Here is a 7,275-nt window from a genome sequence, read left to right as displayed (position 1 = left end):
TTCATTCTCTCTGTGTATTTATATAATTTCTTACCTGCTTTAGTGATTTTTAAACTTTTGCCGCTGTAATTAAATAACTTAACTCCATAATGTTTTTCTAAATGTTTAATATGCTGAGTTACGGTCGGCTGAGTTATATGTATTCTTTTTGCAGTTTTTCTATTATAAAATCAAGAATGAAATCAATAAGGGGGAGATAAAGTGACAGAAATTAATGATTATTTAGCAGGTATTTTTTTTACGATTTTATTAGCTTTAACGGCTAAAGCAGTAAGTACTTACATACCAATGCATCTGATTAGTGCCAGTGTTTTTGCACTAATTTTAGGGATGTTATTAAATCCTGTAATTAAAGAAATTTCTATTTTCAGTTCAGGGATTAAATTTGTGTCAAAAAAAATTCTAAAGACAGGAATTGTACTGATGGGGCTTACTTTGAGCTTTTCTCAGGTTTTATCAGTTGGAGGTTATTCTTTAATTGTGATGACTTTTACTCTGCTGACTGCCTTTGGGGGAGGCTATTTATTTGGTAAGTTGTTCAATATGAACTGGAAACTATCAAGTTTAATTTCTGCCGGAACTGGTGTCTGTGGAGGCTCTGCTATAGCTGCAGTTGCTCCAACAATTGAGGCAGATAATACCGATATTGCCTATGCAATTTCGGCAACTTTTATCTTTGATATCTTAATGGTAATTCTCTTTCCAATAGCAGGTAGATATTTTGGAATGAGTGATCTGGGCTTTGGACTCTGGGCAGGAACAGCAGTTAATGATACTTCATCAGTGGTGGCGGCAGCTTATGCTTTTTCTGATGCTGCAGGTGCATTTGCTGTAATTGTAAAATTGACGAGAACACTTTCAATAGTGCCGATAGTAATGATTTTTTCTATTATCAATGCTAGAGAAAATAAAAGACATGGTAAATTAGAAAACAAAACAGAAGAAAAAGGAGAAATAAAAAATATTTTTCCCTACTTTATTTTGTCATTTTTAGTGATGGTTGCAGTTAAAAGCACCGGTCTTATTTCAGCTGATTTAAGCAGCAATATTGCTTCAATTTCTAAGTTTATGATGATTATGGCTCTGGGTGCAATTGGGTTAACAACTAATTTTAAAGAAGTATCTGAATCTGGTATTAAACCATTACTGCACGGCTTTATAATTTCATCGCTGGTAGTAATTGTTTCATTTACAGTTCAGTTATTTATTGGACAGATTTAAGTGTTTTATTTTAAAAAAACATGTGTTAAAATTAGTTTAGAGAGGAAGTGAGATTGAATATGGAAAATATAAAATTTAAAGCGTTGGAAGTTAGCGAAATTGAGGGAGAATTCAAAAGAAAAATTATAGAAAAAGAAATTAAGGATCTACCAGAAGGTGATCTGATAATCAATGTTAAATATTCTTCTTTAAATTATAAGGATGCTCTTTCTGCAAATGGTAATAAAGGGGTCACCAGAAAATATCCACATACTCCAGGCATTGATGCAGCGGGAATAGTTGTTGAAGATCAGAGCGGTACTTATAAAAAAGGAGACAAAGTTGTAGTAACTGGCTATGATTTTGGGATGAATACTGATGGTGGTTTTGAAGAATATGTTCGAATACCTGCTACCTGGGCAGCGAAATTACCTGAAAAACTAACTTTAAGAGAAAGTATGATTTATGGTACAGCAGGATTTACAGCTGCCCTCTCGATTTATAAACTTTTAGAGGCAGATGTTGATCAAGGTAATATCTTAGTCACCGGTGCTTCAGGTGGAGTAGGCAGTTTTGCCTGTGCTATTTTATCTAAAATTGGTTATAAAGTTACTGCAGCTACAGGTAAAACTGAAGCAAAAGCATATTTTAATAACTTGGGTGTAAAAGATGTTATTGCTCGGGAAAAAGTAGATGATGAGTCTGGGAAAATGCTTTTAAAAGAAAAATGGGATGGAGTCATTGATACAGTTGGGGGAAATATGCTAACAACTGCCATCAAATCGACTAAATATGATGGTGCAGTAACCTGTTGTGGAAATGTTGCTTCTGCAAAATTGGACCTTAATGTTTATCCATTCATCTTAAGAGGAGTAAGTTTATTCGGTATAGATTCAGTTAAGTGCAGGAAAGATTTAAGAAAAAAGCTATGGCAAAATATAGCTTCAGACTGGAAAGTTGATCAAATTGATGAATTTTCAAATGAAGTAGTCTTAGAAAATTTAGATGAGCAGATTGAAAAAATGCTGGCCGGAAATTCTAAGGGAAGAATTGTTGTTAAATTATAGCTAAAGTCAATTGAATAATTATTTTCATAAGAGTGGCTGCTTCTGCCCAACCTGGTTAAGGAATGATGTCCTAGCAGTTAATTATGCAGGGATTAGATAAACACCAAGAAGTATATCTACTTGCAGAAGTATTAGAGATGGTCAGTGTCAGGAAATATTTATGATGAGAGACTGGTTTAATAACTGGTTTTTGTATTTTAGTCAAATCCCTTGTTTTATTAAAGCTAAAATGTTAAAATTTGATAGATGAGAAAAATTAAAAAATCAAATTTTTAGATACAGGAAGGTGCGAAAATGAAGGATAAGTTTATTAGTGATTTAAAAAAGACAGAAAAAAAGGAATAGAAGAATTATTAGCTTATTTAGAGGAGATTGAATTTTATCAAAAGCCAGCCAGTATTAGACATCATTTAAATGTTACTGGTGGGTTATTAGAACATACAGAAAATGTTAAAAGAGAATATTTAAAACTTAATGAAGAAATAGATGCAGGTATTCCCTGGGAAAATATTATAATTCAGGCTTCACTCCATGATCTGGAAAAATGTTTTGCCTATACCTCAGAGATGCAGCATACAATCACACCAGGCCAGAACAACTTTCTTAGAAGTTTGGTTAGAGATAATATGGATCTATACAATACTTACGGTCTAGATAAATATGTAGAGGATAAAGAATTTATTATTTCTAAAGAATATGCGAGTGACTTAATTAAGTGGTTTAAAGATGGCAGAAATATTGCACCACCTGATGTAAAAAGTGACTGGAATTATAATGAAGATAACCTTCCATTAAATCATTCTATGTGGTCAATTCTGGAGGCTTCAAAGTTTATTGAGTTGGAAGAAAGAGATGTACTTGCAATTACATATCATATGGGACCTTATGGCCCTTTTGATGAACGCAAAAGATCCAAAGCAGAAGAACTTTATCCTGATGTAAGATTACTTCATCTGGCTGACTCGATAGCCACCAAGAAAGAGGATATTGAGGAAGCTTTAAAAAACAATTAAAGTTATAAAATATGATATTTTTTTGTTATTAAAAATAGCAACGGCCGGTATCAAAATTAATTACTTTAGATTTTTTTGATAAAATATTTTCCTAAAAAATAAATCCATAAACTATAAATAACCAGACCGGCAGCTAAAGCAAATAGATAATTAGCATTACTGCTGTATATACCAATAAAAGCTTCACTTATCCAGAAAGGTGGAAATACAGCAGCAAGATATCTCCAGTTGGATTCAAATAGATAGCCAATTAAAGGTGCTAAAAATAAAATCCCAGAAATTTTTGCATAAGCAAAGGCCTCTACTTTATTTTTAGCAAAAGTGACAATAATTAAAACAGTTAAAATTGAATTTAAAGCAGCAAGTAAGATAACCGGCAGTGACTGAATCAACCTAACTTCGACTAGATTTAAATAATAGAGAATAAAGATATTAAAAAGGACGCTCATAATAACAGCTGCAGTAGTTCGATAAAGCAGATATTCTACTTTTGAAAGCGGTGTAACAAAAAGATAAGAAAGAATATTTTCATCTTTTTCTTCAATTATTAAAAATGAGATTATGATTCCATACATCATCGGCACCAGCATAATTATAAATGATAAAATAAAAAGATGATGTTCGGCAAGTTGAAATTCCAGTTCAGCTTCTAATAAGTTTTCTGTATAGGGGATCAGAAAATTGAAAACTAAAGCAATTATCAGAGGGGAGATTAAGATAAAAAGCAGCATTAAATCACGGCTGATATTTTTGAAATCTCCTTTTAGCATTATATAAATTCTATTCATCATTTTCACCTCTTTAAAATAATATGTTGATAAAAGCTTTTTCTGGCCCAGTTGTAGGCTATAAATCCCCAGGTTACTGCTGCTGTAAAACTATAAATAAGGTTAAAGCAGCTAAAATAATTCCGCTAATTAATAAAAAATAATTAACTCTGCTTTGAATAGTTGCAATTGCAATAAAGAGGCTGCTGAAAAGTGAAATTAAGCCTAAAGATATTAATTTGGCAATAATATATTCATCAAGTTTCAGTGGTGTAACAAACAGGCTTTCTAAAATATTATTTTCCTTTTCCAGCAAAATAATTGCACTGATAAAGGTAAAGCCCAGCATAGAAGGATCAGGAAAAATAATTATTCCAGCAATAAATGTTCTCAAATCACCAGGTAGATTAAGCAGCAGAGCAATATAAATTAGACTAATTATTAGATATACATGGTAAAATTTATGACGAAATTGAAATCTAAGATCATGTTTTAGAACGGTAATAATTCTCATCTCAGATTCCTCCCGGTAACCTGAATAAATACATCCTCCAGATTGGCTTCCTGACTGTGAATTGTCTCAATTTTATTTTCTTTAAGCAGCCCAATAAACTTTTGGTTATCTCCTAAGCCTTTTAAATCAAAATTTTCTTCAAACAGTTTAGAATTACTATAATAAGTTATTTTAAGTTTATTTGTTCCATATTTTAATTTTAGATTTCTGGGTGAGTCTATAATTTCTATTTTACCATTTACAATAAAGGCGATTCTATCACATAATTCATCAGCAGCCAGCATATCATGAGTTGTAATAAAGACTGTTTGTCCCTGATCTTTCTTTTCTCTGATCAGTTTTTTTACCTTCTGTCTGTTTGCAGGGTCAAGACCTGAAGTTGGTTCATCTAAAAAAAGAAGTTCTGGTTTGTTTAAAAAAGCACGACAGAGGTTTAATCTCATTTTCATTCCTTTAGAAAAACTGCTTACCGGTTGATCAGCGACATCTTCGAGTCCCACCAGTTCAAGCAAATCGTTTGCTGATTCGCATTTATCTTAAATAAGCCAGCAAAAAATTCATTTTTAGTAGTGAAAATTTCCTGATTGTTAACCTTAACTGATCCCTGATAATCTTTCAAAATACCGGTAATAATCTTTTGAGTTGTACTCTTACCAGCACCTGAAGGACCTAAAAAAACAAAAAGCCCCTTTCTGATAGAACAGATTTTTATAATTTAATCTGTCCACCATAAGGGGATTATATCAAATTGACGGTGAATTTCTATAACTTTTATTTAATTTTAGTTTTTATATTTTACCAACAAGATTAAGTCCAGGTTTAAGAGTTCTACTTCCTTCTTTCCATTTGGCCGGACAAACTTCTTCAGGATTATTCCTCACATATTGAGCAGCTTTAATTTTGCTGACAATAGAGCTGGCATCTCTACCAAGGTTTCCAGCGTTGATTTCTATTCCCTGAACAATTCCATCTGGATCAATAATAAAGGTTGCGCGATCAGCCAGTCCTTCTTCCTCAATTAAAACATTAAAGTTTTTGCAGAGAGTGTGAGAAGGATCTCCAACCATAACAAATTCAATTTCACTAATTGTTGGCGAATTATCGTGCCAGGCTTTGTGAGTATAATGTGTATCTGCCGAAACTGAATAAACTTCAGCTCCAAGTTCTTTTAAATTATCATATTCATCCTGTAAATCTCCTAATTCAGTCGGACAGACAAAAGTGAAATCAGCCGGATAAAAAACAACAACACTCCACTGATCCTTAAAATTTTCTTCTGTTACTTCTAAAAATTCTCCGTTTTGATAGGCCTGTGCTTTAAATGGTAATACTTCTTTTCCTACTAATGACATAATATGTACCTCCTATAAGGTTACTTTAAATTTATTTAACAGTACTGATAATTGTTATCAATTAATATTATCCCACATTATTTTTTGGCTGTCAAGTTATTTTGGGAGCTTTTTATTTATCTTTACTTATAGCAACGATAATAATGATTGCTGTATACTTTACAATGGTATTCGTACTAAATAAATTCGGAATTAATATCTAATATTGCTCATGCTTTTAGTAGTGAAAATTTTGATATTTGATTTTAGATATGATATATTTTTGGTAAACAGTGATAATCATTATCAATGAATTGAAAATAAATTTTGAAGAGTATGGAATTAAAAATAATTATAAGAGGGTGTTAATTAATGAAAGCAATTGTTATTGATCAATATGGTGATAAAAATGAATTAAAAGAAAAAGAGTTATCAAAACCAGAACCCAAAAATGATGAAGTTTTAATTGAAATACATGCAGCAGCCGTTAATCCTATTGACTGGAAGTTAAGATATGGTTATCTTAAAGAAAAAATAGAATTTGAGTTTCCAATTGTTTTAGGCTGGGATGCAGCTGGAATAGTTGCAGAAGTTGGAAAAGATGTTACTTCCCTTAATCAAGGGGATCGGGTTTTTGTGCGACCTGAACTTACAAATCGAGGTACCTATGCCGAATATACTACAGCAAAAGAGGATCTGGTGGCTAAAATACCAGAAAACATTAGTTTTGAAGAAGCAGCTGCAGTTCCACTTGCTGGATTAACTGCCTACCAGTGTCTTTTAAATGTTGGCAAACTAGAGTCAGGTAATAAAGTACTGATTCACGCTGGTGCAGGTGGTGTTGGTAGTTTTGCTATTCAAATAGCTAAAAATCTGGGTGCTTATGTTGCAACAACAGGCAGTATTAAAAATGTAGAGTTTTTAAAATCACTCAGAGCTGATGAGGTTATTGATTATACCAAAGATGATTTTTCTCAGATACTTGAAGATTATGATCTGGTTATTGATACTCTCGGCGGAGAAATACAGGATAAAAGCCTTAACGTTCTAAAAAAAGATGGAATGTTGGTCTCAATTGTTGAAGAACCTGATCAAGAAAAAGCCGAAAAACTTGGTGTTACAGCTAAGCTGCACTGGTTAATACCGAATGGAGATGAACTTGCAGTTCTGGCTAAAATGATGGAAAATGAAACTATGAATCCAGTTGTAGGAACAGTCTTTCCATTTTCAGAACAGTGTTTAAGAGATGCTCATGAGTTGAGTGAAACCCATCACGCGAGAGGAAAAATTATTATTAAAATTCGTTCTTAAAGTTAGTCAAAGCAGTATAAAAATTACCAGTAATTTAATCATTACCTATAAGAAGTTTAAAAAACTTCTTAT

9 protein-coding genes and 1 pseudogene are annotated in these 7,275 nt (G+C 32.4%); 4 read left to right on the top strand and 6 right to left on the bottom strand.

Features of this window, described 5'->3' with window-relative positions; all coding sequences use genetic code 11:
* Nucleotides 1-158, bottom strand: a pseudogene (locus CI949_RS14335) (LysR family transcriptional regulator); the annotation flags it as partial.
* A 43-nt stretch (nt 159-201) separates the two neighbouring features.
* On the opposite strand from CI949_RS14335, the gene CI949_RS14330 reads away from it, so the two are divergent.
* The 3 genes from CI949_RS14330 (at nt 202) to CI949_RS14320 (ending at nt 3,280) form a co-directional block, all read left to right on the top strand.
* Nucleotides 202-1,221 (top strand): YeiH family protein, encoded by a 1,020-nt coding sequence (locus CI949_RS14330; RefSeq protein WP_176760734.1) that lies wholly within the window; start codon nt 202-204, stop codon nt 1,219-1,221.
* A gap of 59 nt (nt 1,222-1,280) precedes the next feature.
* Nucleotides 1,281-2,267 carry a YhdH/YhfP family quinone oxidoreductase gene (locus CI949_RS14325; protein WP_089717197.1) on the top strand — a complete coding sequence of 329 codons (987 nt, stop codon included), beginning with the start codon at nt 1,281-1,283 and terminating at the stop codon, nt 2,265-2,267.
* Between the two features lie 626 nt (nt 2,268-2,893).
* The gene (locus CI949_RS14320; protein WP_244152052.1) at nt 2,894-3,280 is read left to right on the top strand and encodes a hypothetical protein; all 387 of its coding nucleotides are present in this window, start codon (nt 2,894-2,896) and stop codon (nt 3,278-3,280) included.
* A gap of 65 nt (nt 3,281-3,345) precedes the next feature.
* Here CI949_RS14320 and CI949_RS14315 read toward each other — a convergent pair whose 3' ends face one another.
* From CI949_RS14315 to ahpC, 5 genes are all read right to left on the bottom strand, one after another.
* Nucleotides 3,346-4,071, bottom strand: a complete 726-nt coding sequence (locus CI949_RS14315; RefSeq protein WP_143009689.1) for an ABC transporter permease — start codon at nt 4,069-4,071, stop codon at nt 3,346-3,348.
* A gap of 70 nt (nt 4,072-4,141) precedes the next feature.
* Nucleotides 4,142-4,561, bottom strand: a complete 420-nt coding sequence (locus tag CI949_RS14310; RefSeq protein WP_089717187.1) for a hypothetical protein — start codon at nt 4,559-4,561, stop codon at nt 4,142-4,144.
* Nucleotides 4,558-5,073, bottom strand: coding sequence for an ATP-binding cassette domain-containing protein (locus CI949_RS14305; RefSeq protein ID WP_089717185.1), 516 nt, complete (start codon nt 5,071-5,073; stop codon nt 4,558-4,560). The genes CI949_RS14310 and CI949_RS14305 overlap by 4 nt, the downstream gene beginning before the upstream one ends.
* Nucleotides 5,028-5,192, bottom strand: coding sequence for a hypothetical protein (locus tag CI949_RS20985; protein ID WP_365941713.1), 165 nt, complete (start codon nt 5,190-5,192; stop codon nt 5,028-5,030). The genes CI949_RS14305 and CI949_RS20985 overlap by 46 nt, the downstream gene beginning before the upstream one ends.
* A gap of 157 nt (nt 5,193-5,349) precedes the next feature.
* The gene (gene ahpC / locus CI949_RS14300) at nt 5,350-5,913 is read right to left on the bottom strand and encodes an alkyl hydroperoxide reductase subunit C (RefSeq protein WP_089717181.1); all 564 of its coding nucleotides are present in this window, start codon (nt 5,911-5,913) and stop codon (nt 5,350-5,352) included.
* Between the two features lie 351 nt (nt 5,914-6,264).
* Between ahpC and CI949_RS14295 the strand changes: the two genes are divergently transcribed.
* Nucleotides 6,265-7,203 carry an NADP-dependent oxidoreductase gene (locus CI949_RS14295; protein ID WP_089717179.1) on the top strand — a complete coding sequence of 313 codons (939 nt, stop codon included), beginning with the start codon at nt 6,265-6,267 and terminating at the stop codon, nt 7,201-7,203.
* The last annotated feature ends 72 nt before the right edge of the window (nt 7,204-7,275 follow it).

The sequence above is a fragment of the Halanaerobium sp. genome (assembly GCF_003070835.1).
This window is presented reverse-complemented; position numbering and strand designations above follow the sequence as displayed.